Below are 23,143 nucleotides of genomic sequence, written 5' to 3'. Positions count from 1 at the left end.
TATAAATAAAATTTCATTTAATAAATCTTGTACACTTAAAAAGACGGAAGTTAGACCAAAAAGTTCATTCCAAACAAAAAAAAGTCCCGGCAAATCCTGCCAGGGACTATATTTATTTTGTTTTGCGTGCCCGAAAGCGTTCAAACAGAAATTTAAAAGCTCCTCCCAATGATAGAAAAAAGAGAAGAAAGAAGAAAATACTGCCAATAATCGGGAAGTTGAACAAGGAAACCAGCAAAAAAGATCCTGTCAAATACTGAATCCATGGAGGCTTATTCTCCAGGCTGGAAATTTGCGCCGCCAATTGATGGCTATAGATGGCCAGCCCCGTAATAAATACAAGTACCGGAAATAGTAAAAGCAGGATGGAGACTGGAATTCCTATGACCGTAATAGCAAGTAATACACTTACAGCCAGCAGTGCGGCACTGATAATGGCTCCAGATAATATTAGTCGCGGAGCTTGTCCCTTTGTTAATCCTGCCAGTCTGTTTGTTCGTTTATGAAGCGACAGGCCGGCAATTACGGTTAAGAAAACCAGCACAATGTTTGCAATAAGCCGGAGAAGCCAGCCGCTGATCAGGACCATCCCCCCAAGAAAAAGGCTGTTCTGGGATGGACTGTTCAAGTTCACGGCTATGATGTTATCGGTTACCTTGGAGCCTGCTTCTTGTTTAACATGCCCGCCGATGACAAGGACCAGTTCCTTAACTTTTGCTTTTTTCTTGATATCTACATCTCCATTAATTACAATGACGGCGGTTTTCACCTTGCCCTTTACAATCGCATCGTGTCCAAAAACAATGACATTTTCCACACTTTGTTTTGCGGGCACCATCACTTCTTTTTGTTTGATCACATTCTTTTCAGCACCATAAGCGCTTGGAGCTGAAAGGGTAAGGGCCGTCATGAAAACAATCGTTATGCTAAGTAAAATACGGTACTTTTTCATTGCTGCCCTCCTCACCCTGTTGACTTTGTATCCAGTAATCTTCGCACAGACCATCCTGATGCCAGCAGCACGATTAGCGCCAGCACGAGGAAAATCTCAAGCAGATTCGGCAGAGCTCCCGCGACCGAAAAGGCTGAACGGATTAAACTGAATGATATCGATGTGAGAGTAACCCCCACATGAATCCCTTTCGTAATAACCGATGAGGCGAACCATAGAAAAGCGATCAGAATCATAGCCCCTGCTAAGGCTGCAGCCACTCCTCCCCGGGAAGACTGCGGCTCGTGTGCAGATTCTGAACGAATCCTGGCCAACACCATTTGCTCCATGTTGCTGTTTTTCATTTCAAGTTCCTCATACGTGGAGGACAGCAACGTTTTTAATTCCAACAGCTGGGCCACTTCATCCCTGCATTCCCCGCAGACACTCATATGCTTTTCAACTTCTTTTCGTTGCTTGCTGCCCAGCTCATCATCCGCATAAGCGGAAAGAAGTCCATTTATTTCCTCATGCATCACCATCACCCCCTCAAAAGTTCTTTTCTCAGTTCTTTACGGGCCAAGTTAATTCTGGATTTAACCGTCCCCTCCGGTATTTCCAAAATGTCCGCAATCTCTTGATAAGAAAATCCCTGGATATCCCTTAAAACAATGACTGTCCGATGCCCGGGAGTAAGCTTCTGCATGGCAAGCTGCAAACTAATTTTCAACTGCAGATTTTCCACTTCCGATTGGGTATCGGCTATTAACTCTGTTTGTTCCGGGTCCATTTGCAGCTGTGGCTGTTTCTCTCTCTTTTTTATCCGGTCATAACAAAGGTTGGCTACAATTTTTGTAAGCCAGGAGGAAAAGGCAAACTCCTCTTTCAAATGATCCATTGAAAAATAGGCTTTGACGAAAGCTTCTTGCGTAATATCTTCAGCTTCCATCTGATCATGGACCATCGCAAAAGCATGCCGGAACACTTTTCTTTTATATCTTTGAATCAGTTCAGAAAAGGAATCCTGGTCTCCCTTCTTGGCTTTTACGATTAATTGCTGAAGTTCATGGTCCACACTTTTTTCACCCGTTTCTGGACAGACTGCCTTTTAGAAAAATGGTTTCTACTTAAAATGACGTAAAATGATGAAATAAGTTCACTTTTATTTTTTGTTTCTTTTCTTTTATTTTGGATCAAGCGGAATTCATTCATTCTCATTATTATCCAACATAGCACGAACATAAAAAAAAGCCCCGCTGAGGAGGTTTTTAATTTTCTTCCACTCTCGGTTTTAGGGGGTTGCAGCCCGGTTCCGCCGTCTGCGAGGCCATCGCCACCTTTGTAAGGTAATAGCATTCTTCCCTTGCCATATGGTCGGCCATCAGGGCGGAAAACGTACCGAGCACCTCATGCGAAAGCTCAAGCTCCTCAATCTCTTTTAAAAATTTCCGGAACAGCAGAATCTCCATCTTCACTTCCTGATTCATCCGTTTCAAGGCCGGAAATTCTTTAAGGTTTGTCCTTAAATAGCCTGCCAGCTCTACCGCCTTGATATAAAATTGTTCAAAATGAACGCTGTATTCCTTGCTTCGCGCCTTTATATCTTTTTCTACCGCATCCATTGTGTCCGAAATCGCTCCTGCATGGCCTGCGGCATCAGGAAGCCATACCATATGGTAATTCAGCTCATGGTAAAGCGGCGGCATTTGTTCTGTCTTTAAATGTTTCAGGATTCCTATATATTCTTCCACCTCATTCACCATATGGTTTAGAAAGGTTGGTGATAGATGGATGCTTATTTTGCCAGTCAGGTGCCTCCTGATCATATGAAGCTTAAAATCCCTGATTGAAGTCGCCATTTCTTCCGCCGCAGCAGTAAGCTTTTTGAGATCTCCATTTCCTCTTGCCTCTTGCAGGAGGCGGTCAAACCCTTCTTTGTATCGTTTCGCTGCTTCAATTTCTTTCGTTTCCTTTGATGCCAGGGTATCCAAAAAGAAGCGCGCATGATCCCCCAGCACCTGAAGCCAGAACTGATGCTCAAACCGCGCGCTTTTTTCCCATGTTTGCCGGTCCATCTTCATCTCCTCCTTTGCACCTCTTTCATATGTATCAAAGAAAAAGACAAGTTATGCAAAAAAGAATCACCCGGTTTCTGTTTTTCTCCATACCTTTCTCATAAAAAAGGAGGCGATGCCAATGATCGCGGCTAACAGAATACTTACATAAAAGCCGGGACGGATCGTTTTTTCAGCGAGCGTTCCGCTTATGCTTGCCACAATCAAAAGAAGCCCCACACCTGAAAACACTTTGCTCCACATTTTTTGCTTGAGCACTTTCAAGGAAGAAATAAGGATGAACAGCCAATTATATAGAAGCAGAATTCCGGCTGCCGTTGTGATGTATTCATAAATTTTCCCCGGCATCAATAACGCAGTAATGATGGAAGCAAGGAGACCCGCAGCCCCCAGTCCCAGTGAGGCTAACGGCAGATCCTTTAATTTTTTGATTTTCTTGCTGAAAAGTGACGGGGCATCACCATCCTCTGACATTGTGCAAAGAAGGTTGGTGACACCAAAAAGAGAAGCAGTCATGGTAGAAAAGCCTGCAATAATTATGGCTCCATTAAACACATGCGGAAAAAACGCAAGATGGTAATCAGCCAAAGCTGTGACAAACGGGCTTTCCTTATCATCAAACGCGCCCTGAAAAACCATGGTGACGGCCAGTCCCATGGAGATTACATAAATTCCTGCCAAAACAAACATCATGACTTTGCCCGCTTTTGGTCCGTCTTCCTTCTTTTTCAGCTGCATCGCCATCAGCCCGATGACTTCAATGCCTCCAAAGGCATAAAACGCGTAAATTAATGAGGACCAAAATCCCCGAAACCCATCATGAAAGAAATCATCTGGGCTGTCAGGAAGACCCGGCTTTTTCACATCGCCATCCAGCCAGCCAAGAAGCGTAGCCCCTGCGATAATAATGAACATTAAAATAGCCGCCACTTTTACAACGGCCAGGATGTTCTCCACTTTGTCAAAGCCATCAGTCCCGGTTAACACGACAATGACAGAAAGAATCGCATAGCCGGCTGCAAACACCCACAAAGGCACTTGATCAAACCAGAAGCGTGACAAAATGGAGAGAGCCGTCAGCTGGCTTCCCATGACGAGAATATTGGACAGCCAGTAATTCCATCCGCAGCTGAAACCTGCCCAGTGGCCGAATGCCTTTTTGGCATATGCGCAAAACGATCCTTTCTGCGGATCCTCCGCAGTCATCTGTGCCAATACATTAAAAACAATATAAGTTCCGAGCGCAGCAAGGACAAAGGAAATGACAATAGAAGGTCCGGTCATCATAATTCCGATGGAAGACCCTAAAAAATACCCTGTTCCAATCGTGCAGCCAATGCCCATTAAAGGCAGCTGCCACCATTTCAAATTCCCGCTTCCGCCGTTTCCACCTGAAGGAGAGCCGCATTTCGTCTGACTCATCATACCACCCCTGTTCTGCCGTTAGTTTTTGTAGATCAGGGTAGAATATGTAATGCTGCCGTTACCAGTAATTGTTTATTACTACAGGTGATTTGCTATATAATCAAGGCATAAAGAAATTAATTAAAATGAGGAGGATGAAATGAATCCATTTATTTGCAGCACTTGCGGAGTACAATATCCCCCATCCGAGCACCCTCCCAAATCCTGCATCATTTGCACAGAGGAACGCCAATTTGTTTTACCTACGGGACAGTCATGGACCACGCTGAAAGAGATGAAAAACCAAAATTTCAAAAATACCATTCAAGAAGACGAATCACATCTGTACAGCATACATACCGAACCGGCTTTTGCGATTTCGCAAACGGCCTACCTTGTACAGACTAACCGCTTCAATCTTTTATGGGACTGCGTGACCTATCTTGATGATGAAACGATTGAGCACCTTAAGCAATTAGGAGGGATTGATGCCATCGCACTATCTCATCCACATTACTATTCCACCCAGGTGGAATGGGCGGAAGCATTTGACGCACCAATCTATATTCATGAGGATGACAAAGAGTGGATCACCCGTTCAAGTCCGATGATCAAATTTTGGTCCGGCGAAACGCTCGAACTCAGCGAAGGCCTTACCCTCTGGAGGCTTGGTGGTCATTACAAAGGCGGTGCTGTTGTCCACTGGTCTTTGGGCAATGACGGAAAAGGGGTACTTCTGACAGGTGACATTATCCAGGTAGCAGCAGACAGAAATTGGGTCAGTTTCATGTACAGCTATCCAAATTTAATTCCACTTCCCGCATCCACCGTGGAACGCATGGCAAGCACGGTAGAAGCCCTGCCTTTTAGCCGGCTATACAATGCATTCCACAGGGTTGTGAAGGAAAATGCTTCCCAGTCGGTTCAGCAATCTGCCAAAAGGTACATTAAGGCACTTAAGGGAGAATGGTTCTCTACCTAAAATAAAAAGCGAAGGCGTTATGCGCCTTCGCTTTTTTGATGCGGTCAAAAGCTTTGTGCCATTTCCTGCGCTCTTGTGATCGCCTGTTGTTTAATCTCTTCGGCCCGGTCGGGGAATTGATTTTGCCCTTCCACAAACAAACCTTCGAATGAAGGAATGCCAAAAAAGTTCATGATGACACCGATGTACCGGTGGCCCATCTCAAGTCCTGCTGCCGGCCCTTCTGTATAGATGCCTCCGCGTGCCTGGATATGCAGTGCTTTTTTGTCAGTCAGCAGCCCAACAGGCCCCTGTTCGGTATATTTAAACGTCTTTCCTGCTGTACAAATTGAATCAATATAGGCTTTCATTACCGGAGGAAACGAAAAATTCCACAGAGGTGTTACGAAAATATATTTATCTGCCGCTGTAAACTGATCGGTCAGTTCAGAAAGTCTCTGTACTTTTGTTTTTTCATCTTCTGACAGTTGATCAAAGGTAGAACCCGTTCTAAGTTTTCCCCATCCGCTGAACACATCCACATCAATTTGAGGAATATGTTCTTTGTACAAATCCAGGTGAACAATCTTATCAGTTGGATTGGCCTGTTTATAGGCATCAATAAATGCTTTTCCAACCGCCATACTGTAGGATTGTGTATCATCATGAGGGTGCGCCGTTATATATAATACTGTTGTCATTTGTATCCCTTCCTTTATCCTTTGTACAGAATTAATATGATACAAAGAAAGGAAGCACATACCCTTTATTTACGGTAATTTTGTTTCCAGCGGTTTCAGCCTGGACTCGATCTCCTGGCGTTTTGGCTCCAGAAATGGCGGAAGCGCCAATGATTCTCCCAGATGCTCCATATCTTCATCCGTAGCAAATCCTGGTCCGTCCGTGGCAAGTTCAAATAAAATACCGTTTAATTCCCGGAAGTAAAGCGACTTAAAGTAAAACCGGTCAACAAATCCGGAGTTGGGGAACTGGGCATTCTGAACTTTTTCTATCCAGTTCCTCAGCTCCTCCTCATCAGGAACACGGAAGGCAACATGATGCACGCCCCCTCTTCCAAGGCGTTCAGGGGCCAAATCCTTTCGTTCTTCGATATGAAGCTCTGCCCCTGTACCGCCTTCGCCTGTTTCATACACCACAATATCCGGCTGTCCGGGCTGAAACGGCGGGTATTCTCCTTTTTTTCTGAATCCTAAAAGCTCGGTAATGACCTCCTCTGTAAGCTCTTTCGTTCGTACAGTCAGCCTGACGGGACCCAGCCCGGTGATGCCGTATTCTTTTGGAACCGGGCTTTTATCCCAGGGTACACCCGCAGACACTCCTCTATTGGTTTCATCCGATACCAGCAAAAGGCGCTGTCCCTCATCATCTTTAAACATGAGGGACATACGGCCGAATCGTTCCGACATTTCCTCATGGTTTACGTTCATTTCTTCAAATCGCTTCTTCCAGAATTTCAATGCCTCGTCATCTTTTACCCTCAGCGAAATTTCAGAAATACTGTTGGCGCCATCATGATTTCTTCCTGCCATCGGGATTTCAAAAAAAGTTAATTCTGTTCCCGCATTTCCCTTTTCATCACCGTAAAACAAATGGTAAACAGAGGTGTCATCCTGATTGACCGTCTTCTTGATCAGGCGCATTCCGAGCACCTTTGTGTAAAAGTCGTAATTCTTTCCTGCCTTAGCCGTAATCGCTGACACGTGGTGAATCCCTTTTAATTCCATATGTCCTCCTTTTTTGTAGCCTTTGTTGCTCTTGCAAGAAGTTGTTCTCCGCTCAAGGATGCTCGCACCTTGTGCTACAACAACTGATCAAGAAGCTTTTACAAAGATCACATAAAGTTTAAGCAAAACCTTTTTGAATAGTCTCTTATGTATATCATACCCTCATGCCCGGTAAATTCAAAAAAACAGCATTACGAATCGTGAATGCTGTTTTTGGATGTGAATAACTATTTATTTTTGCTGGTCTCTAAAATCAATGGCCTGGGCCAGTGTTGAGGTTACTGATACCCGGTCAAAGGAAAGACCCAGTTGAACCGCAGTTGTAGCAATCTCGGGACGGATTCCGGACAATGTAGTCTTTACTCCAACAAGATTAAGCGCATCAATCAGCTGAAACAATTCGTGGGCAACCATCGTATCGATCATCACCACTCCTGATAAATCGATAAACAAATGGCCAATCCGTTTCTGTACGCATTGATTTAATGTATTTTCCAGAATAAATTTCGCTCTGGCTGTATCGACATCACCTACAAGAGGCAATAATGCCGTATCGTTATTCAGCGAAATCACCGGAGAGCTTAATTCATTGAGCAGTTCCTGCTGGGCACGCAGCCGGTCGGTGGAATATTTATGTGTCTCCTCGATAAATTGCAGCATGACAGCATCAAACACTTTAATCATCAGACGGTTCCATTCATCGATTTCCTCTTGATTCAGAGAATCACGGTTTAACGCTGCAAACTCATTGATATAATCAAAATATTGCTGGCGTACCCGCATGAATTCTTTGATGATTAAATGGATGGGCGTTCTCTGATGCTCATTATCTTTGGCGATTTTTACTATCCAATCTGCAAACTCTTTAAAGAAAATCTCCTCCGGCTTTACAAGAACCTCGCATAGATGAATGTGGAACTCGTAATTTTGCGCTTTCAGCGTTTCAATCACTGTCGGGTCATTGGAGGTATATACTCCGGAAGTGCTGGATTTATCGAGAGAATTATACCATTCCTCGGTCAGATTCCTGGCCCTTTTTAAAAGAAATTGATGTAATTCTTGATTTTTATTCATTGAAAATACTCCTTGTATAATTAAATATCTTTATACAAAAAGTTTACTTCCCCTATTATCGGATGTCTAGCGGGAGGTGCTTGAAATTTTCTCGAATCCTTCTTCCACAAGATAATCATGTGCCTCTATATACGACTCAAACGCTGCTTCGAGATTAAGACCGGCATAAATATTCCATAATTCATCTTCGTTCACAAGAAGCAGCCTTTCATTGTCAGCGCCTCCTGTCCAAAATTCCTTCACAGGATCTTTCGGCTTGGGAGCAGCCACTGACTCTTCGCTGCTTAAATACGCTATGGAGTTTGAAATGATAGAAATAAGATCTTCTGCGCTGTACTCGCGAATGTTAACCAATTCCTTGTCATCCTTTTGCCTGCGGTCCAGGTGGCCTGCATACACAAAGCCGTTTCCATTCGGATGCAGCTGCTGTACGACAACTTTCTTATCTCTTTTGCTTTCTTCCAGGTGGTAATTGACTCGTCCGAGTGAGATATTTTTTCTGTTAAGCTGAGGGAAATTTGTTTCTATAAGTTCTATTTTTTCTTGAAATGATAGCATGCTTTGCCTCTTTCTATAATTAATTTCGCCTGATTATACCATAACCCGATGCCAATAATATCATTCCGCAAATTTACCCATGAAAAAAACACCGTGTGATCACGGTGCTCATTTATGTCTGCAGAATTCTGCGGTAATCGCATCAGTGGCGGCAGTTACGTTTGCAAATGAGACTACTTCCTGATTTTCGCTGTATTTTAGTTGAAAAACATGTTCCCTTTTACTGTAGCTAATAGAAAGGAAAGGAATGTTATTTTGACTTAGTGTGTGGGTTATTTCAGATTCAATGTACTGCTTTGCTTTTAAATCGACCAACATCTCTTGAATTTTAGATTGATTCATGGTCATCAATCCCCTTTCCAATATGAGGGACAAAAAGCGAAAAAACCCAAATATTTTTTATTGATTCTATTAATCATAACATAAAACAGGTTTCATTTAAAGAGATTATGGGAATAATTATATCTTTATATTATTTCAGGACAAATGTCATAGTCAAAAAAAACAGTACTGCCTTGTACGGCGTACTGTCTCTTAAAATGCTTTGCCTTTTGCTAATAGCTTTTCTTTAAAGCCAAGAAGAACTTCCTCTCTCCTGGGATAGTCTTCTTCGTCCTGTTCCCAATGGTTCAGGTCCGCTCCACGATCAATAAGCTCAATGGCTCTGGTCCTGATTTCCTCCAACAGTTTATCCTCTTCAAGCTGTCCGGCAGCAAGCCCGAAATATACTTGTGATAAAACTTCAAGGTCTTCTTGTTCGTCATATTGCTTGTGATAGTCATCAAGTATCATTTTCGTCGCTTCGTGGACGGTTACATCATCATTCAACAGTTCCTCGAATCTTTCTTTGACACGACTTGCTGTTTCATTGTCGAGCAGGCCTGTTCCCCGTGTACCCATCGTATCAGGCTCCTTTTTTAGTATCCTACTCTACTACCATTCCTCCTGCAGCTTTATGACAAACCAAAATTTATCAATTAAACCTGACAAAAAATTATACTCTATTTTTAGTGTCTTGACACTTGGGAAAACATCATGCCGGATACGAGAGAAATCAAAAGAAAATTACACTATTTTTCCCAATAACGTAAATATTCCCCTATGCTATGATGAGGATAAGGGCGCCCCCTATAAAGAACATTAGGAGGGTATTTATGAAAAAAGGTGTTATTGCATTATTATCCGCAGGTCTGTTATTCAGTTCCGCCTACCAGGCAGCAGCAGCCAACGAGCCGGGAACAAAATCGCAAAAGCTTGTTCTTCATGAGAATAGCCAAACCCTTACTCCTCAGGTCCAAGTCACAACATCTAAGGACAAAGCCATTCCTTCCTTTATTGCAGGGAAACTTTCAAAAGGTACATATCATACCGAGAAAGAAGTTCTTGCCTTTATTGACAGCAACAAACAGCTCTTTCAATTCAATGCTTCTCATCACCTTACACTTGTAACGAAAGAAAAGGACAGCCTGGGCATGACACATTATGTGTTCAACCAATCCATTAACGGGGTTCCTGTTGACGGAGCGGTGTTCATGGTCCATACCGATAAACAAGGAAGAATTATGGCAATTAATGGAGACGTCCATGCCAATCTTCCCGAGAACGTGAAGTCATCCAAAAAGCTTACAGGTATCAGCGCCATCCGTGCTGCATGGAAACATATCGGTGAACAGCCGAAAAAAGAGAACAGCAAGCCGCTTGCTTTTAAAGGAGCGAAGGTCAGCGACACCGTCGAAAAATCCAAACTGGTCATCCTTAAGGATCAAAATCAATACAAGCTCGCCTACCGGGTGGCGCTTCAATTCATTGATCCCTATCCTGCAAACTGGCAGGTATATGTGGATGCCGCCAGCGGAAAAGTTTTGAAAAGCTTTAACGCCGTCAACCAGGACGGCCCAACCTCTGGCTCCGGCTACGGTGTTCTTGGAGATTATAAAACGTTGAACACGTACCTTTCTGGCGGCACTTACTATTTGTATGACACCACTAAAGCCATGTCCGGCGTGATTGAGACGTATACAGCACGAAATGGTTCCAGCCTTCCCGGCGTTTATTCGACAGATGCTGATAATGCATGGAATTCCACTTCTCAAGGAGCAGATGTGGATGCGAACTACTATGCCGGCAAAGTATATGATTATTATAAAAATACACACAGCCGCAACAGCTTTGATAACGCAGGTTCCACTATCAGGTCTACCGTCCACTATAGCTCGGGATACAACAATGCGTTCTGGAATGGTTCGCAGATGGTCTATGGGGACGGGGATGGACAAGTCTTCCGTCCGCTGTCTGGCGCACTTGACGTTGTGGCGCATGAGCTGACCCATGCTGTTACCGAGAGGACAGCAGGACTCAATTACTCCTATCAATCCGGGGCCTTGAATGAATCAATGTCCGATGTTTTCGGTTATTTCCTTGATCCAAACGACTGGCTGATGGGAGAAGATGTTTATACACCAGGCACAGCCGGAGACGGCCTGCGCAGTTTGTCCAATCCAAAACTTTACGGTCAGCCTGACCATATGAGCGGTTATGTCAACACCTCCAGTGACAATGGGGGCGTGCATACGAACAGCGGAATTCCAAACAAAGCCGCCTACAATACCATCACCGCTATTGGAAAAGCCAAAGCAGAGAAAATTTATTACAGAGCATTGACCCGCTATATGACACCATCGACCAATTTCAGTGGTGCACGTGCTGCTTTACTTAGTGCAGCTGCTGATTTATACGGAAACACAAGCACAGAGTACAATGCGGTGAAAACAGCCTGGACCAATGTCGGCGTAAACTAAATAATAAGGATATTCCACCGCAGGTTTCCTATAGGAAGCCTGCGGTTGTTTATGCGGAATGTTTTTATAAAGAATCTAGGGGTACAGAAGAGAAAGGTAATAGAGGGAAAAGGAGCTGAGAACGGTATGACTTTAAAGGCACTTGTGATTAATTGTACACTGAATCCAAGCAACCAAACATCGAATACCAGGGCTTTAATTGATGAAGTGGTGAAAATTTTTGATAAAAAGGAAATGGTAACAGAAATTATTACACTTGTTGATTACAACATCGAATATGGAGTTACCGGAGAAGCAATCAGCGACCAGGATGAATGGCCTGTTATTTATGAAAAGGTGAAAGAAGCTGATGTTTTGATCATTGGATCTCCCATCTGGCTTGGCCAGCAGAGCAGTTTGACGACCGTTTTGATTGAACGTCTCTACGGGGCAAGCAGCGAAACCAATGAGCAAGGTCAATATATCTTTTATAATAAAGTGGGAGGTGTGGTAGTTACTGGCAACGAGGACGGAGCAAAACAGGTCAGCCGGTCTGTGATCTATGCACTCTCGCACATCGGATTTACGATCCCGCCAAATGTTGACACCTATTGGGTGGGAGAAGCGGGACCCGGTCCTTCGTATATAGAAGCAAAAGGATATGAAAATGAATTTACCATGCAGCACGCCGAAATTATGGGGTACAACCTTTATCATTTCGCTCGCCTGCTCAAGGAAAATCCCATTCCGCCAGAAGGAAATGTCATCAAGCAATCCTATTAAAGCCGGCCACTCTGCCGGCTTTTTTATTTTTCCTCTTCAAAACGGATAAGGGCTGCCTTTGCCCGATCCCTGAGGGAAACCAGATCACCTTCCACCTTTAGAATATTCTTTTTTTTCTGTTCCAAAAGTTTTAGCTGCTCCTCAACAGTGTCAAGAACCTTTTCAAGCTTTTCTCTTTGAAGCTCTGTTCCCTTCACCTGTCTGTAATCATGGCGCTGGAGTTCAAGCGTATCGTTCAGCTTAATGAATTCCTGAAGTTCCGCAAGAGAAAAACCCATTACTTCTTTGGCATTTGTAATCTTCTTTAAAAAATTAACATGTTCCTCTGAATATAACCTGAATCCCCCCTCACTTCGAGGCGGTGAAGACAGCAGCCCAATCTGCTCATAGTAACGGATTGTTCGTTTTGTCAGTCCGCTTTGCTTTGCCACTTCATCTATTTTTAAACCCGTCATTTGAAAAATCTCCTTTAAAGAACATTGGATTCCAAAACTCTATACTCAAAATAACATAAAGCTATATAAAAAAGGAAATAGTTACGTTGACGTAAATGTTAACTTATAATATAATTTTTGAGTACTGATTTTAATTCGCATGAATTACATTTAACTTTGTTAAGTAAATTTGATGAAAAGGGGTTTTACAACATGCGTCAAGAAGCGCTTGAGATTCAGAACCAGTCTGCCAAACAGCCACTGGTCATCTGGGTCATCTTTTTTGCAACTATTATTTCGTTTATGGGATTAGGACTGGTCGACCCGATCCTTCCCGCCATCGCCAAGCAGCTTAACGCAACTCCAAGCCAGGTTTCGTTATTGTTTTCAAGTTATAACCTGATCACCGGTGTTGCCATGCTGATAACCGGTGTTGTTTCCAGCCGGGTTGGTGTTAAATGGACATTATTATCGGGTATTTTACTTATTATTGTCTTCTCGGCATTAGCAGGTTCCTCTGATGCTATCTCCCAAATCGTTGGATTTCGCGGAGGTTGGGGTCTTGGTAACTCTTTATTTATCGCAACAGCTCTGTCAGCTATCGTTGGACTATCTATTGGCGGGACCGCAAAAGCCATTATCCTTTATGAAGCAGCGATTGGGCTGGGAATCTCCGTGGGGCCTCTTCTTGGCGGCGAACTCGGTTCCATTTCCTGGCGCGGACCTTTTTACGGAGTAAGTGTTTTAATGGTTATTGCCTTTTTTGCTTTATTGATTAAAATGCCTCAAGTACCGAAACCAAAAGTGAAAAGCTCTGTCCTTGATCCAATCAAAGCCTTGAAATACCCAGGATTGCTCAGACTCGGACTTACAGCCTTTTTCTACAATATCGGTTTCTTCACGCTGATGGCTTATTCTCCATTTGTTATGAATCTCGATGAACACGGCTTGGGCTATGTGTTCCTTGGATGGGGACTTTGCCTTGCTATTACTTCTGTATTTGTAGCACCAAAGATTCAAGCACGATTTGGTACGGTTAAGTCCATGTGTGCCATGCTGATCTTGTTTGCCTTAACGCTGCTTTCCATGGGGATTTGGACCGATCACGCCATTGTGGTCATCATTGCTGTTGTTGTAGCCGGACTGTTCCTCGGTACAAATAACACATTGATCACCACCGCAGTAATGCAGGTAGCACCGGTTGAACGGGCAACTGCTTCAGCAGCTTACAGTTTTGTCCGCTTTATTGGGGGTGCCATTGGTCCGTGGCTGGCAAACAAATTGGCTGAAACGTATTCGCCTCATGTTCCTTTTGTAACCGGAGCAATCTTTGTTCTGTTGGCCATGCTGGTTGTTGCCTTCGGACGCAAGCACTTAGCACATGTTGACACTGCTTCTCACTAATTAAAAAGGAAGGTCTTACTTATGTACAATAAAATTCTAATCGCCTTTGACGGTTCGCCTTCTTCTGCACGTGCCTTGATGCACGGAGTCGAGCTGGCTAAAACATTCGAATCCGAGCGCGTAACCATCGTTCATGTGAATAAAAATCTTCCCATGCAAGAACCGGTGATGACCATCAATCTTGATGAACTGATCGAGGAAGAAGACAAGGAATTATTGCTTCCTGCAGTAAAATATCTTTCCGATTCGGGTATCCACTACGAAACGCATACGTTTCAGGGTGATCCCGGCCATGTGATTGCTTCCTACGCAAACGAAAATGGCTTTGATGCGATCATTATCGGAAGCACCGGAAAAGGCTTGATAAAAGAGGCATTGCTAGGAAGTGTCAGTCACAGCGTTGCACAACTGGCAGACTGCCCAGTTATTATTGTTAAATAAAAAAAATCGGTTCCTTTTTAAAGGAGCCGATTTTTTTATGCTGTCCAGCCCGGCTGGTAAAAATACTTAACGTTCCCGCCGCCGCCCGGAACAATAATTCCCCTGAATGCCTTTTTGTCATCCTGCTGTACAAGAACATCACGAAATAAAGGAAATTCCTCTTTTATTACAATATATTCACTGAGATTTCCGTTCCGCAAATCCGAAAGAATTTCATTGGCTAAATGTTCATTCATTATGATTTCCTCCATTATTTCCATTCACCACTAGTACACCACAACCTTCTTTGGTATGTCCACTGTCAATTAAACAAAAACTAAGCAAGACATGCGATATTCAATACTTCATAAAAAAGGATTTAATAAAATGAAAAGTATATTTAATGTGTTTCGTACCGATTGGAAAGAGGTATTAACCATCCCTTCTGCCGCCCTGATCATAATTGGCCTGATCTTTCTTCCATCCGTCTATGCCTGGGTGAACATTAAAGCAATGTGGGATCCCTACGAGAACACGAAAGGGATTAAAATTGCCATCAGCAATGACGACAGAGGAACCGTATTTCAGGATAAAAACCTCAATATCGGAAACGAAGTCGTCCAAAATTTAAAGAACAATCAGAAGCTTGGCTGGACGTTTGTTACCAAGGAAAAAGCTCACAATGGTGTTGTTATGGGAAATTATTATGCAAGCCTCTATATCCCGAAAGACTTTTCCAAAAAGATAGCAAGTATCGCGAGCGAGTCACCCGAAAAACCGGTCATCGATTATACGGTAAACGAGAAAATCAATGCGGTTTCTCCGAAAATTACTCAGAGTGGAGTCTCCACCATCATCAACCAGGTTAGTGACAGCTTCACAAGAAATGTAGGAAAGGCCATCTTTTCAAAGTTCAACGAAGCAGGAATCACACTTGAAAGGAATTTACCCACGATCCAAAACTTTGAAAAGAAACTCTTTACCCTCGAAAAAGACCTTCCGAAAATCAACGAAATGGCCCGGCACATCATTTCACTTGATGAGAAGCTTGCCTTATTGCATAAACAAACAGCTTTACTGAACCTGCAAAATGTGACTTCCGATTTCGAGAAAGTTAATTCGCTTCTGAAAAGCGGTGAAAAAGCGGTTCCAGAAATAGAGCAGGTGCTGGAACAGGCCTCCTCCGCAGAGGGCAGCCTTTCCATCTTTCAATCAGCAGGGCAAACGGCAGACCAACTAGACAACACCCTCTCGGAGCTCCAGTCGGTGACAAGTCAAGCCGTACAAAAAGCACGGGAAGCACAAGGTGCTTCACCGGGCATGCCTTATCCAACAGAACAGCTTTCCACGATTAAAAACGACTTGGATCATCTGCGTGCGCTCACTGAAAAAAATCGCCGTTCATTAAGTGAACAGAGCGGAAGCCTTACTTCCCTGCAAGATCTTGCGGTCTATTACAAAGAAGATTGGCCAGCCGCCAAGAAAAAAATCAGTGAGTCATCAGCCCGACTTAAAAAGGGATCTCCCCAGCTTGCCGCTGCCTCCCTGAAGACGGAAATACCTAAAATGGAAAGTGCCGTCCACCGTGCGGCCATACTGGCTGAGAAAGACCTTCCTCAAATGGAGAAAGCCATTACAGAAACAGCGGACAAGATCAGAGATTTTGAGAGAAATCTGAATCTCCGTGATATCATCAGGGCGTTGAAAAACAACCCGGGAAAAGAGAGCGATTTTCTTGCCTCTCCCATTGTTCTAAAAGAACATAAAATTTTCCCGATCCCCAACTACGGCTCTGCCATGACTCCCTTTTATACTGTTTTGGCACTCTGGGTAGGAGGCATGCTTCTCATTTCCTCTCTTAAAGCGGGCAGAACAGCAAGTAATAAGAGCGATTCCGGCATGGTGTTTTTCTGGGGAAGATGGTTTACGTTTATTTCAATCGGCATTCTCCAGGCACTGGTGGTTTCCCTAGGAAATATATTTGTGATATCTGCATACATTGTGGATCAGCTTCAATTTGTGTTTTTTTCTATCCTCTTGAGCATCATATTCATATCAATCATCTATTCGCTCGTTTTCATTTTTGGAAACATCGGCAAAGCGCTGGCAGTGATTTTCCTTGTTCTGCAATTCTCAAGTTCAGGAGGTACGTTTCCCGTATCGATGACCTCGCCTTTTTTTCAAAAACTTAATCCGTACATGCCCTTTACGTATGGCGTCAGCTTGCTGCGGGAAGCAACTGGAGGCATGATCAGAGAGATCGTTCTTTCAGACATCTGGCATCTCATTCTCTTTCCAGCCAGTTTTCTGTTGTTGGCGGTCATTTTATCCAGGCCGCTTTCAAGGATATTCTCAAGTAAGAAAAAGGGATGGAAAAAGGCGCGTATCCTTCAATAATTTAAATCATCCCTTTTCTTTAATAACCATATTTTTTGAAACTGACCGCTTTGCCGTATTCTTCTTCAAGATCGGTCAGGGTGAGCTGAAACAAATGACGTTCTTCCTTCTTGTACACCCCCATCTTGATAAGACTTGTAATGAGCTGGTTCCTTTTGCTTTCTACCGCTTTACGCAATTGATTTCCCATGATTTCTCCTCCTTTTCGGACAAAAAATAAACGCATGTCATGAGATCGACATGGCGCCTTTGGTTGACCAATCAGCAGCTGTTCAAAATGAAAAGCCTCTTCCTGCATAAATCGTAAGCAAGAAGAGGCGGGTAGTGCACAGTGTACGGGCTCTTCTTATCTTTCAAGCTGTAAGCTTGTGGAATTGGCACAGTACTCGTAATCGAGTCCGCTGCCGAGGCTTCACAGGGCCATTCCCTCCACCTCTCTTCATAAGAACATTAAACCGTTATTTTTTGTTTTTTAGTTAACCTGCTCTTTGTTCCTTGGAAGATTTTCTCCCGGCTGGAGCACGAGAGGATTGACCTCTATCGTATCCGGGTATTTGATTCCCTGGCCAGTGTTCAGGCAAAGCACGCGTTCCCCTTGCCCAATCCAGCCTTTGTCTCTTAATTTTTTTGCTGCCGCAAATGTTGCTGCACCTTCAGGACAAATGAAACTTCCTTCCAGTTCAGCCGCCTGGCGGAGGGCTTGTTGAATTTCATCTTCTGAAACGGCGACCGCACAGCCTTCAGTTTCATAGATAGCTTCAAGAACCAAAAAATCTCCGATGGCTTTCGGCACATTAATTCCGAAGGCTGCTGTTTTGGAGTCCTCCCAGAATTCCGATTCATTTTTGCGCTCCTCCCACGCTTTCACAATAGGGGCGCATCCCTCTGCCTGAACGGCTACAAGGCGCGGGAACTTGCTTCCTTTAAAAAGTCCCAGTTCCTTAAATTCCTTTAATGCTTTATAAATCCCGATCAGTCCAACGCCTCCGCCGGTAGGATAAAGGATGACATCTGGAGTTTCGCCTCCGGACTGCTCAATTATTTCATACCCCATCGTTTTCTTGCCCTCGATCCGATATGGTTCCTTTAACGTCGAAGCATCATACAGGCCTTCGTCTTTCACCAGACCGGCAACCATTTTTCCCGCATCACTGATCAGGCCGTCCACAAGGTAAAGCTCAGCTCCGGAAATGGCCGTTTCTTTCCTGGTGATAACAGGAGCATCGACAGGCATGACAATCGTTGGCTTAATACCTGCTCTCGCGCAATAAAGCGACCATGCGGCTCCTGCGTTCCCATTGGTTGGCATAGCGAGTTGTGTAACTCCCAGCTCCTTTGCTTTTGAAACCCCGACCGCGGCTCCTCTGGCTTTGAATGAACCCGTCGGTATAAGACCTTCATCTTTCATATATAACGATTCAATTCCCAATTCCGCACCCAGTTCAGGCATCTGCAAGTATGGAGTCATTCCTTCACCCAGAGATATTATATGTTCCTCACCCGTAACCGGCAGCAGCTTGTGATAACGCCAAAGATCGTTCCGTGTTTGATCAATAATAGTGTCTTCCTCTTTCAATCTCTCAAGATCATAATCCACAAGGAGCGGTGAACCGCAGGTACAAAGCTGGTGCATCTCATTATGATCATAGGTTTTAGAGCATTTTGGACATACAAGATGGCTTACATAGCTAAATGACATATCAAAAAACTCCTCCAAAGTTGTGAAAAGCCTGGAGCATTATGCCGGAGATCCCTTTCCTGCCAGCGCAGCAGAGCACAGTAAAAGAGACACTGCCCTGCATCGCAAAGAAGTGCCTTCAGTTTTCTGATCAGCTTTTCATATTGTGTTTTTGTTGTGTACATTTTAATTGAAGTATCCCGATAAGTCAACTTTGTTTTACTGTTGAATTCTTATGTCCTGGCCAGCACCCTGTCCTTGATTTCCTTGATTTGCTCCAGGTGCCTTTCTTCATGATAACCGACAAATGGAATCCATTGCTCCAGCGGCATAGGGCCAAATACGGGATGTGGATAGGATTTGCGTTTCAGCTCTTCCTGGTTGGCACTTGCCGCTACCTTATTCAGCTCGATTCTTGATTCTTCCAATTTGTTTTTCATTTTTTCAAGGGTCAGGTGCTTTTTCGTAGGAACAACAAAAACGGGTGCATTGACTTTCATACTTCGATCCACTGTCCTGTCAATCGGCTTTCTTTCTGCAGGCGCTGTTATTTTGCTTTTCAGACGGTTCGAGATAATGATTGCCACCGACCGTTCCATAAGGTAAAGATGGTGCAGAGTCTGCATGATGGACCATCTGCCCTTTTCCTCCGGTTCATTTAATTGATCGTCGGTTAAGCCATTTACCGTTTCCAGTACTTCCTTTCTGATTTCATCATTATGCGTCACATGGACCGCCTCCCGGTTTACTGAATACATTCTAAATTTCTTCTTCCGCACCCTTTCATTTCCCTTTAATTTTAAAAATTATTAAAAAGTTTTAAAAAAAAGTGATCCAACTGCAAATTCCGTGCGTTTTCTGTATGAAATTACAAAAAAGGCCACCAGGCCAAAAAATTTGAAGGAGTGAATTTCACATGAAAATGAAAAAAGTACTTGCACCCGTTCTTGGACTCTCTCTTCTTTTCCCATCCATGGCTAGCGCTGCAGACAATGCGCCTGCAGTTAAAACACCGGCAGCCGACCTGAGGGCCGGGCTGGATCATCTGCTGTCCGAGCATTTTGCTTTATCCGTTATTGAAATGGAAAAACGGTATGAAGGCGCACAGGATGCGGACGCTGCCAAAAAAGCACTGGACCAAAACGCGGCTGACATGAAGCCGGCTATCGCTTCCATTTACGGTGCCGATGCGGCTCAGCAATTCAACGATATTTTTGCTCCTCATAACGACTACACAGATGATTATGTAAAAGCGGTAAAAGCAAAAGATATGGATGCGAAAAAAGAGGCCGAAATGAAAATTGACAGATTCGCAAAAGACTTCGGTATGTTCCTTGGAAAAGCTACAGGAGGAAAACTGCCTGAGGATGCAGCCGTTAAAGCGGTACAGGCTCATGAAGATGATGTACAAAAAGCATTTGACTCATATGCAGCCGGGGACTACAAGCAATCAAACCAGGCTTTCCGCGATGGCTTCCACCGCATGTTTGATATCAGCAAAGCATTGTCCACCGCAATCGTGTCCCAATCACCAGATAAATTTGAGAATTCTAAAGCGGATACCGCAGCGGCTGATTTGCGTTCAACGTTAAACAGCCTGACTTCCGAACATTTTGCTCTGGCTGCAATGAGCATGCAAAAAGGCGTGGATGGCGCGAAGGACTATGATTTTGTGAACTGGGCTGAAGATCAGCATACAGCAGATTTCACGGCAGCCATTAAAGGCATTTACGGTGCGGAGGGCGCATCGCAATTCGAAAAAGTATGGCAGGGCGATCACATCAATGCACAGGGTGACCTGGTCAGTGCCACTCTTGAGAAGGACGAAAACGCCATGAATGAAGCCAAAGACAGGCTTACATCACAATTTGCAACCGATTTCGGCAACTTCCTGGCTGCTGCCACAGAAAATAATTTACCGACAAAAGATGCGATGGGTGCCGTGAAAATGCACGAGGACCAAGTGATTCAAACGTTTGAACAATACGTGAATGATGATTATGATATGTCCTACCAAACTTTCCGTGAGGGCTTCAAATTCACTTTCGGAATTGGCGAAACACTTGGAGGAGCTATCGTTAAACAAATGCCTGACAAATTTGCAGGACAAGGAATGCCGGATATGCCAAAAACCGGAATGGGCGGCAGTGAAGCTTCAACCGATACTCTCGTTTGGGTTTCAATCGGTGCTCTTGCCGCGGCTGGCCTGTCCCTGATTCTTAGAAAACGATTAAGCCGCCAGCAATAATTGCAGCATTTCTAAATGAAGAGAGGGCAAGACTCCCTCTCTTTTTTCAAATCATAACCACCGGAAAGGAGGAATCTCTTCCCATGAAAAATGGATCCACAATACTCCTCATTGCTGCGACCTGTATGATGCTTGGCATTTTCACACATTTTAATATGGATAAAAGAAACGAAACCATCGCCAATGCTAATCCTTCCCTTGTAAAAGAAACGGAAAAACAAAACCAAAAAGAGAACAAAACAGCCAAAGAAAGCCAAAAACTTTCCGAGTTCAAGGTTCTCGACAATAAACTTAGAAAAGCAGTTGAAATCATCAAAAAAGAACATATGGAAGCTGGCATCATACCTGCAAAGCTTATGATCCCAAAGATTAATGTAAAAGCGAATATTGAACGGGTTGGCGTTCTTGAAAATGGGCAGATGGGGGTTCCTTCAAATATTGAGAACACGGGCTGGTTCGAACCAGGAACGAAGCCCGGTGCACAGGGCAATGCAGTGATTGATGGACACGTTGACAGCAAAACAGGTCCTGCTGTTTTCTTTGATTTAAAAGACCTTAAGCCCGGCGACGAAATCCTCCTTTCCGATCAAAAAGGAAAGACGATTACCTTTATTGTCAAAAAGCTCAAAAGCTATCCAAATGATAAGGCGCCTCTCAAGGAGATCTTTGGACCGGCAAGCACAAGGAACCTTAATTTAATCACATGTACCGGTGTTTTCAACCATACCAAAGGCACACATGAAGAACGTCTGGTGGTGTACACGGAATTAAAAGAGAAAACTGCCCATTCTCCTAAAAAGCAGCAGAACGCCAAGCGGCCGATATCACCGGATCATGTATCAGTTGAAGGTACATTTGTTTCTTGGCACGCCGTGCGCGACAAGGATATTGTCGGCTACAGGGTGTATAAAGGAAAGAAAAACAAACCATTTAAGCATGTTGCCAGCATATCGGCTTACGAGCGGAAAACGTATACCGATCAAGAGGCAGAAAAATACAGCTACTATGTTACTTCCATTACCAAGCAAGGGATGGAGTCAAAGCCATCAAGTATTATTCATCCTGAAAAACAGCCATAGAAAAAGAATGCCGAGGGGCATTCTTTTTTAATAAAGCCGGGTTTGATAGCTTTCTTTCAGTCCTTCAGCCACTTGCTCTTCTCCCATAGCCGGCAGATTCATGTGGGCTGCCATAATTGCAGCAGCAGAAGGCAGCAATTCCTTCGAAAGCCATGTTTGCGGGTCCCATATTCCCGACCTGATAAAAGCCTTGGCACAGTGGATAAAACATTCCTCTGCTTTTACAATTACACCGAAAAGCGGAGGATTGCCCTTAACAGAGTCCTGCTCGAGAAGCTTGGAATCACGGGTGAGCATCGCTTTGCCATTGATCCGCAGGGTTTCTCCCATGCCCGGAATCATGAACAGGAGGCCCACACCGGGATTCTTTAGTATATTTTTTGCCGAATCCAGCCGGTTGTTCCCTTTGCGTTCAGGGATAAACAAGTATTGTTCACTCAATACAGTAACAAAACCAGGCTGATCCCCCCGGGGTGAAACATCACAGCAGCCGTCAGGACCATAAGTAGCCAATGAAAGAAATGGAGACTTTGAAATAAAATTTACGCAATGTGCATCAAGCCGGTCAATGACTTTATTGGCAGCGCGTATACTCGGGCTGCCAGCATGGGCTTGCAGCTCTTGAAACTGCTCCTCGGTCGTAATAAGGTTTTGAAACTCCATCGCCATCCCCCTCTTGGATTCACTTCCATTATCAGGATAACACGAAGCTTCTCAGCCGGAAAATCTTTTTTCCATAATAAATGGCCTGAACTCGTGAGAAATGTGAGTTCAGGCCTTTTAATTCAACATTGGCATATGCTCCTGGAAAATCAATTTGGGTTTAAAAAGGTTAATTCATACTCAGGCTTTCTGTTTTCATCCGGTTTTTCCAATGTCCCCGCTGCCCTTAATAACGGCTGCTTAGGAACGGACTGCGTTATTTGCTTCGAAACGGGCTGCTCAACTTGATTGATCTCCATTTGTCCATCCCTCCTTAACAAGTTTCTAACTCTATTCCCCCTCTTTAAAAGAGATAAACATGAAAATTCAATATTTTCAATTATTTATTTTATGAAAGTTTAACGAATCGGTTCATTATACGGTGAGAAGTTCATATAACGTTCAGTTTCACACATGGTCCAGGGGGGAAGTTTAGATATAATAGAAAAGAATTAAATATCTCTTTTCATTCA

General features: G+C 43.8%; 26 protein-coding genes and 1 riboswitch. Of the genes, 8 read left to right on the top strand and 18 right to left on the bottom strand.

Annotated elements, in window-relative coordinates; translation table 11 throughout:
- Positions 1 to 112: 112 nt before the first annotated feature.
- The 5 genes from QYB97_RS08700 to QYB97_RS08680 form a co-directional block, all read right to left on the bottom strand.
- Entirely contained in the window at positions 113 to 952 is an 840-nt protein-coding gene (locus tag QYB97_RS08700) for a hypothetical protein (protein WP_301165594.1), read from the bottom strand.
- A gap of 11 nt (positions 953 to 963) precedes the next feature.
- Positions 964 to 1,467, bottom strand: a complete 504-nt coding sequence (locus tag QYB97_RS08695; RefSeq protein WP_301165593.1) for an anti-sigma factor family protein — start codon at positions 1,465 to 1,467, stop codon at positions 964 to 966.
- Positions 1,468 to 1,472: 5 nt separating this feature from the next.
- Positions 1,473 to 2,006 carry an RNA polymerase sigma factor gene (locus QYB97_RS08690; RefSeq protein WP_301165592.1) on the bottom strand — a complete coding sequence of 178 codons (534 nt, stop codon included), beginning with the start codon at positions 2,004 to 2,006 and terminating at the stop codon, positions 1,473 to 1,475.
- Positions 2,007 to 2,199: 193 nt separating this feature from the next.
- The gene (locus QYB97_RS08685) at positions 2,200 to 3,006 is read right to left on the bottom strand and encodes a DUF2935 domain-containing protein (RefSeq protein WP_301165591.1); all 807 of its coding nucleotides are present in this window, start codon (positions 3,004 to 3,006) and stop codon (positions 2,200 to 2,202) included.
- 66 nt (positions 3,007 to 3,072) lie between these two features.
- Positions 3,073 to 4,428 (bottom strand): amino acid permease, encoded by a 1,356-nt coding sequence (locus QYB97_RS08680; protein WP_301165590.1) that lies wholly within the window; start codon positions 4,426 to 4,428, stop codon positions 3,073 to 3,075.
- A gap of 142 nt (positions 4,429 to 4,570) precedes the next feature.
- Between QYB97_RS08680 and QYB97_RS08675 the strand changes: the two genes are divergently transcribed.
- A complete protein-coding gene (locus QYB97_RS08675) occupies positions 4,571 to 5,392 on the top strand; it encodes an MBL fold metallo-hydrolase (RefSeq protein ID WP_301165589.1) in 822 nt (273 codons plus the stop codon).
- A 44-nt stretch (positions 5,393 to 5,436) separates the two neighbouring features.
- Here the strand turns inward: QYB97_RS08675 and QYB97_RS08670 are convergent, their stop codons facing one another.
- From QYB97_RS08670 to QYB97_RS08645, 6 genes are all read right to left on the bottom strand, one after another.
- A complete protein-coding gene (locus QYB97_RS08670) occupies positions 5,437 to 6,072 on the bottom strand; it encodes an FMN-dependent NADH-azoreductase (protein WP_301165588.1) in 636 nt (211 codons plus the stop codon).
- A 69-nt stretch (positions 6,073 to 6,141) separates the two neighbouring features.
- A complete protein-coding gene (locus QYB97_RS08665; RefSeq protein WP_301165587.1) occupies positions 6,142 to 7,116 on the bottom strand; it encodes a ring-cleaving dioxygenase in 975 nt (324 codons plus the stop codon).
- 231 nt (positions 7,117 to 7,347) lie between these two features.
- Positions 7,348 to 8,190 carry an STAS domain-containing protein gene (locus QYB97_RS08660; protein ID WP_301165586.1) on the bottom strand — a complete coding sequence of 281 codons (843 nt, stop codon included), beginning with the start codon at positions 8,188 to 8,190 and terminating at the stop codon, positions 7,348 to 7,350.
- Between the two features lie 66 nt (positions 8,191 to 8,256).
- The gene (locus QYB97_RS08655) at positions 8,257 to 8,748 is read right to left on the bottom strand and encodes a hypothetical protein (RefSeq protein WP_301165585.1); all 492 of its coding nucleotides are present in this window, start codon (positions 8,746 to 8,748) and stop codon (positions 8,257 to 8,259) included.
- Between the two features lie 108 nt (positions 8,749 to 8,856).
- Positions 8,857 to 9,090, bottom strand: coding sequence for a hypothetical protein (locus tag QYB97_RS08650; protein ID WP_301165584.1), 234 nt, complete (start codon positions 9,088 to 9,090; stop codon positions 8,857 to 8,859).
- 192 nt (positions 9,091 to 9,282) lie between these two features.
- Complete coding sequence (locus tag QYB97_RS08645; RefSeq protein ID WP_301165583.1) at positions 9,283 to 9,648, bottom strand: MarR family transcriptional regulator; 366 nt, start codon at positions 9,646 to 9,648, stop codon at positions 9,283 to 9,285.
- 254 nt (positions 9,649 to 9,902) lie between these two features.
- Between QYB97_RS08645 and QYB97_RS08640 the strand changes: the two genes are divergently transcribed.
- Both QYB97_RS08640 and QYB97_RS08635 read left to right on the top strand, forming a co-directional pair.
- Positions 9,903 to 11,546 carry a M4 family metallopeptidase gene (locus tag QYB97_RS08640; RefSeq protein ID WP_301165582.1) on the top strand — a complete coding sequence of 548 codons (1,644 nt, stop codon included), beginning with the start codon at positions 9,903 to 9,905 and terminating at the stop codon, positions 11,544 to 11,546.
- Between the two features lie 126 nt (positions 11,547 to 11,672).
- Positions 11,673 to 12,308 (top strand): flavodoxin family protein, encoded by a 636-nt coding sequence (locus QYB97_RS08635; RefSeq protein WP_301165581.1) that lies wholly within the window; start codon positions 11,673 to 11,675, stop codon positions 12,306 to 12,308.
- Between the two features lie 23 nt (positions 12,309 to 12,331).
- Here QYB97_RS08635 and QYB97_RS08630 read toward each other — a convergent pair whose 3' ends face one another.
- Complete coding sequence (locus QYB97_RS08630) at positions 12,332 to 12,763, bottom strand: MerR family transcriptional regulator (RefSeq protein ID WP_301165580.1); 432 nt, start codon at positions 12,761 to 12,763, stop codon at positions 12,332 to 12,334.
- Positions 12,764 to 12,955: 192 nt separating this feature from the next.
- Between QYB97_RS08630 and QYB97_RS08625 the strand changes: the two genes are divergently transcribed.
- Positions 12,956 to 14,146: an MFS transporter gene (locus QYB97_RS08625; RefSeq protein WP_301165579.1), complete on the top strand. Its 1,191-nt coding sequence runs from the start codon at positions 12,956 to 12,958 to the stop codon at positions 14,144 to 14,146.
- A gap of 21 nt (positions 14,147 to 14,167) precedes the next feature.
- On the top strand, positions 14,168 to 14,587 hold the full coding sequence (locus tag QYB97_RS08620; protein WP_301165578.1) for a universal stress protein: 420 nt from the start codon (positions 14,168 to 14,170) through the stop codon (positions 14,585 to 14,587).
- A gap of 35 nt (positions 14,588 to 14,622) precedes the next feature.
- Here QYB97_RS08620 and QYB97_RS08615 read toward each other — a convergent pair whose 3' ends face one another.
- A complete protein-coding gene (locus QYB97_RS08615) occupies positions 14,623 to 14,823 on the bottom strand; it encodes a hypothetical protein (protein ID WP_301165577.1) in 201 nt (66 codons plus the stop codon).
- A gap of 130 nt (positions 14,824 to 14,953) precedes the next feature.
- Between QYB97_RS08615 and QYB97_RS08610 the strand changes: the two genes are divergently transcribed.
- The gene (locus QYB97_RS08610; RefSeq protein ID WP_301165576.1) at positions 14,954 to 16,963 is read left to right on the top strand and encodes a YhgE/Pip domain-containing protein; all 2,010 of its coding nucleotides are present in this window, start codon (positions 14,954 to 14,956) and stop codon (positions 16,961 to 16,963) included.
- A 19-nt stretch (positions 16,964 to 16,982) separates the two neighbouring features.
- Here the strand turns inward: QYB97_RS08610 and QYB97_RS08605 are convergent, their stop codons facing one another.
- From QYB97_RS08605 to QYB97_RS08595, 3 genes are all read right to left on the bottom strand, one after another.
- Positions 16,983 to 17,153 carry a Fur-regulated basic protein FbpA gene (locus QYB97_RS08605; protein WP_301165575.1) on the bottom strand — a complete coding sequence of 57 codons (171 nt, stop codon included), beginning with the start codon at positions 17,151 to 17,153 and terminating at the stop codon, positions 16,983 to 16,985.
- 153 nt (positions 17,154 to 17,306) lie between these two features.
- Positions 17,307 to 17,411, bottom strand: a riboswitch (SAM riboswitch).
- A gap of 24 nt (positions 17,412 to 17,435) precedes the next feature.
- On the bottom strand, positions 17,436 to 18,662 hold the full coding sequence (locus tag QYB97_RS08600) for a threonine synthase (RefSeq protein WP_301165574.1): 1,227 nt from the start codon (positions 18,660 to 18,662) through the stop codon (positions 17,436 to 17,438).
- A gap of 212 nt (positions 18,663 to 18,874) precedes the next feature.
- A complete protein-coding gene (locus QYB97_RS08595; RefSeq protein WP_301165573.1) occupies positions 18,875 to 19,369 on the bottom strand; it encodes a DinB family protein in 495 nt (164 codons plus the stop codon).
- Between the two features lie 188 nt (positions 19,370 to 19,557).
- Here QYB97_RS08595 and QYB97_RS08590 point away from each other — a divergent pair, with 188 nt between their 5' ends.
- Entirely contained in the window at positions 19,558 to 20,889 is a 1,332-nt protein-coding gene (locus tag QYB97_RS08590; RefSeq protein ID WP_301165572.1) for a copper amine oxidase, read from the top strand.
- Positions 20,890 to 20,972: 83 nt separating this feature from the next.
- Positions 20,973 to 21,968 (top strand): class F sortase, encoded by a 996-nt coding sequence (locus tag QYB97_RS08585; RefSeq protein WP_301165571.1) that lies wholly within the window; start codon positions 20,973 to 20,975, stop codon positions 21,966 to 21,968.
- A gap of 27 nt (positions 21,969 to 21,995) precedes the next feature.
- On the opposite strand, the gene QYB97_RS08580 is transcribed toward QYB97_RS08585, so the two are convergent.
- Together QYB97_RS08580 and QYB97_RS08575 are read right to left on the bottom strand one after the other, a co-directional pair.
- The gene (locus QYB97_RS08580; RefSeq protein WP_301165570.1) at positions 21,996 to 22,631 is read right to left on the bottom strand and encodes a pyridoxamine 5'-phosphate oxidase family protein; all 636 of its coding nucleotides are present in this window, start codon (positions 22,629 to 22,631) and stop codon (positions 21,996 to 21,998) included.
- A 149-nt stretch (positions 22,632 to 22,780) separates the two neighbouring features.
- Complete coding sequence (locus QYB97_RS08575; protein WP_156412545.1) at positions 22,781 to 22,930, bottom strand: hypothetical protein; 150 nt, start codon at positions 22,928 to 22,930, stop codon at positions 22,781 to 22,783.
- Positions 22,931 to 23,143 lie beyond the last annotated feature (213 nt).

The organism is Fictibacillus fluitans, from assembly GCF_030418125.1.
GTDB classification, from domain to species: domain Bacteria; phylum Bacillota; class Bacilli; order Bacillales; family Fictibacillaceae; genus Fictibacillus_C; species Fictibacillus_C fluitans.
This window is presented reverse-complemented; position numbering and strand designations above follow the sequence as displayed.

Bases quoted from the DNA above. Each gene is read 5' to 3' on its own strand.
- QYB97_RS08600 (WP_301165574.1), bottom strand. From the start codon at position 18,662: ATGTCATTTAGCTATGTAAGCCATCTTGTATGTCCAAAATGCTCTAAA.
- QYB97_RS08685 (WP_301165591.1), bottom strand. From the start codon at position 3,006: ATGGACCGGCAAACATGGGAAAAAAGCGCGCGGTTTGAGCATCAGTTC.
- QYB97_RS08625 (WP_301165579.1), top strand. From the start codon at position 12,956: ATGCGTCAAGAAGCGCTTGAGATTCAGAACCAGTCTGCCAAACAGCCA.
- QYB97_RS08665 (WP_301165587.1), bottom strand. From the start codon at position 7,116: ATGGAATTAAAAGGGATTCACCACGTGTCAGCGATTACGGCTAAGGCA.
- QYB97_RS08695 (WP_301165593.1), bottom strand. From the start codon at position 1,467: ATGCATGAGGAAATAAATGGACTTCTTTCCGCTTATGCGGATGATGAG.
- QYB97_RS08655 (WP_301165585.1), bottom strand. From the start codon at position 8,748: ATGCTATCATTTCAAGAAAAAATAGAACTTATAGAAACAAATTTCCCT.
- QYB97_RS08675 (WP_301165589.1), top strand. From the start codon at position 4,571: ATGAATCCATTTATTTGCAGCACTTGCGGAGTACAATATCCCCCATCC.
- QYB97_RS08610 (WP_301165576.1), top strand. From the start codon at position 14,954: ATGAAAAGTATATTTAATGTGTTTCGTACCGATTGGAAAGAGGTATTA.
- QYB97_RS08585 (WP_301165571.1), top strand. From the start codon at position 20,973: ATGAAAAATGGATCCACAATACTCCTCATTGCTGCGACCTGTATGATG.
- QYB97_RS08615 (WP_301165577.1), bottom strand. From the start codon at position 14,823: ATGAATGAACATTTAGCCAATGAAATTCTTTCGGATTTGCGGAACGGA.
- QYB97_RS08635 (WP_301165581.1), top strand. From the start codon at position 11,673: ATGACTTTAAAGGCACTTGTGATTAATTGTACACTGAATCCAAGCAAC.
- QYB97_RS08650 (WP_301165584.1), bottom strand. From the start codon at position 9,090: ATGAATCAATCTAAAATTCAAGAGATGTTGGTCGATTTAAAAGCAAAG.
- QYB97_RS08645 (WP_301165583.1), bottom strand. From the start codon at position 9,648: ATGGGTACACGGGGAACAGGCCTGCTCGACAATGAAACAGCAAGTCGT.
- QYB97_RS08620 (WP_301165578.1), top strand. From the start codon at position 14,168: ATGTACAATAAAATTCTAATCGCCTTTGACGGTTCGCCTTCTTCTGCA.
- QYB97_RS08575 (WP_156412545.1), bottom strand. From the start codon at position 22,930: ATGGAGATCAATCAAGTTGAGCAGCCCGTTTCGAAGCAAATAACGCAG.
- QYB97_RS08700 (WP_301165594.1), bottom strand. From the start codon at position 952: ATGAAAAAGTACCGTATTTTACTTAGCATAACGATTGTTTTCATGACG.
- QYB97_RS08580 (WP_301165570.1), bottom strand. From the start codon at position 22,631: ATGGAGTTTCAAAACCTTATTACGACCGAGGAGCAGTTTCAAGAGCTG.
- QYB97_RS08590 (WP_301165572.1), top strand. From the start codon at position 19,558: ATGAAAATGAAAAAAGTACTTGCACCCGTTCTTGGACTCTCTCTTCTT.
- QYB97_RS08670 (WP_301165588.1), bottom strand. From the start codon at position 6,072: ATGACAACAGTATTATATATAACGGCGCACCCTCATGATGATACACAA.
- QYB97_RS08605 (WP_301165575.1), bottom strand. From the start codon at position 17,153: ATGGGAAATCAATTGCGTAAAGCGGTAGAAAGCAAAAGGAACCAGCTC.
- QYB97_RS08630 (WP_301165580.1), bottom strand. From the start codon at position 12,763: ATGACGGGTTTAAAAATAGATGAAGTGGCAAAGCAAAGCGGACTGACA.
- QYB97_RS08660 (WP_301165586.1), bottom strand. From the start codon at position 8,190: ATGAATAAAAATCAAGAATTACATCAATTTCTTTTAAAAAGGGCCAGG.
- QYB97_RS08640 (WP_301165582.1), top strand. From the start codon at position 9,903: ATGAAAAAAGGTGTTATTGCATTATTATCCGCAGGTCTGTTATTCAGT.
- QYB97_RS08680 (WP_301165590.1), bottom strand. From the start codon at position 4,428: ATGAGTCAGACGAAATGCGGCTCTCCTTCAGGTGGAAACGGCGGAAGC.